The organism is Streptomyces sp. NPDC031274 (assembly GCF_055570235.1).
The window spans coordinates 1-1,152 of record NZ_JBVIHP010000373.1; the positions used below are offsets into that span (position 1 = coordinate 1).

A 1,152-nucleotide genomic window follows, 5' to 3' on the forward strand; every position below is an offset into this window, starting at 1 on the left:
CGTACCCGCCGGAGGCGAGCTTGGCGAGGTTGTTCTGGAAGGTCGTGGAGTCCTTGACCGCGTTGCGGAGCTGTCCGGTGTAGTCGCCCAAGGTGGCCTTCGCGGTGCCGGCGAGCTTGGTGAGCTGCGCCGCCATCGACTTCACGTACTTGTTGGAACCGCGCGCCATCTTCCGGGTGAGCGCGACCCCGTCCTCACCCATCTCCTCCAACGCCTTGGCAACATCGGTACCTGCACGCCGGGACACAGTCGCGAGGTCGTTGCGCCAAGCCGAGGCAGTGCGGACGGACTTCCGCAGGTTCCGCTCGAACATGCCGAGGTCGAAGTGCTCCTTGCCGCCCTTGCCCTTGCGCTGCGACTTGGAGGCGACATCGGACACCGAGAACCCGGAACCGCCGAGCGGCTGGTACGACCAGTTCGACAACCCGCCATCCGCGTACCAGTCGATGCCGGCCGGGTCACCGCCCAGGCGACGCACGATCTCCTCGGTGATCGCCCGCGACCGTGGCCGCTTCGACCTGCGGAAAGGCACATAGCCCTCGCCGTGAGTCTCCGGCTCACCCCACACACGCCAGCTCCCGGCAGGTGCGATCTGCGCGATGTGGTTCTCGCGAACACCACCGCTCGCGTAGTAGTCGATCACCGAACCGCGGGCCTGCGGGGCCTGGATCATGTCCGGGATTCCGTTGGCATCCTGGTCCCAACTCGTCGCTTTGAGGAAGACGCCAACACCGACGGACCGCCCGCTGATCCCGTTGATCGCACCCTGGATGCGGCCTGCCGCGTCCGTCGCACCGCTGGTGGGAACGGTGACCGTGACGTTCTTGCTGCCCGGCACGTCGTCGACCTTGATGCCGAGGGCTTCCAGTTGGGCGCGTGCCTCCCCTGTGGGGGCGCTCATCGTGACGGTCTTTCCGCCGGGAACACCGGCGATTTTCTGCTTGACCGCCTCCAGACTGGCGATCGTCGTCGCCGTCGACGAGGTGACGTTGACGTGCTTCCCGCCCGGGGTCTGCGCGATCTTCGCGATCAACGCGTCCAGGTCCGTGAGCGCCATGCCGGTCGGCGCCTTGACCTCAACCGTGCGGTCCTTGAGGTCATTGATCTTGAAGCCGAGCTTCTCCAGGTCCTCGCGAGCGTCGTTGGACAGGG

1 pseudogene is annotated in these 1,152 nt (G+C 66.5%); it reads right to left on the bottom strand.

What is annotated here, in order from left to right:
* Positions 1–1,152 (bottom strand): annotated as a pseudogene (locus ACZ5CR_RS46475) (hypothetical protein); the annotation flags it as partial.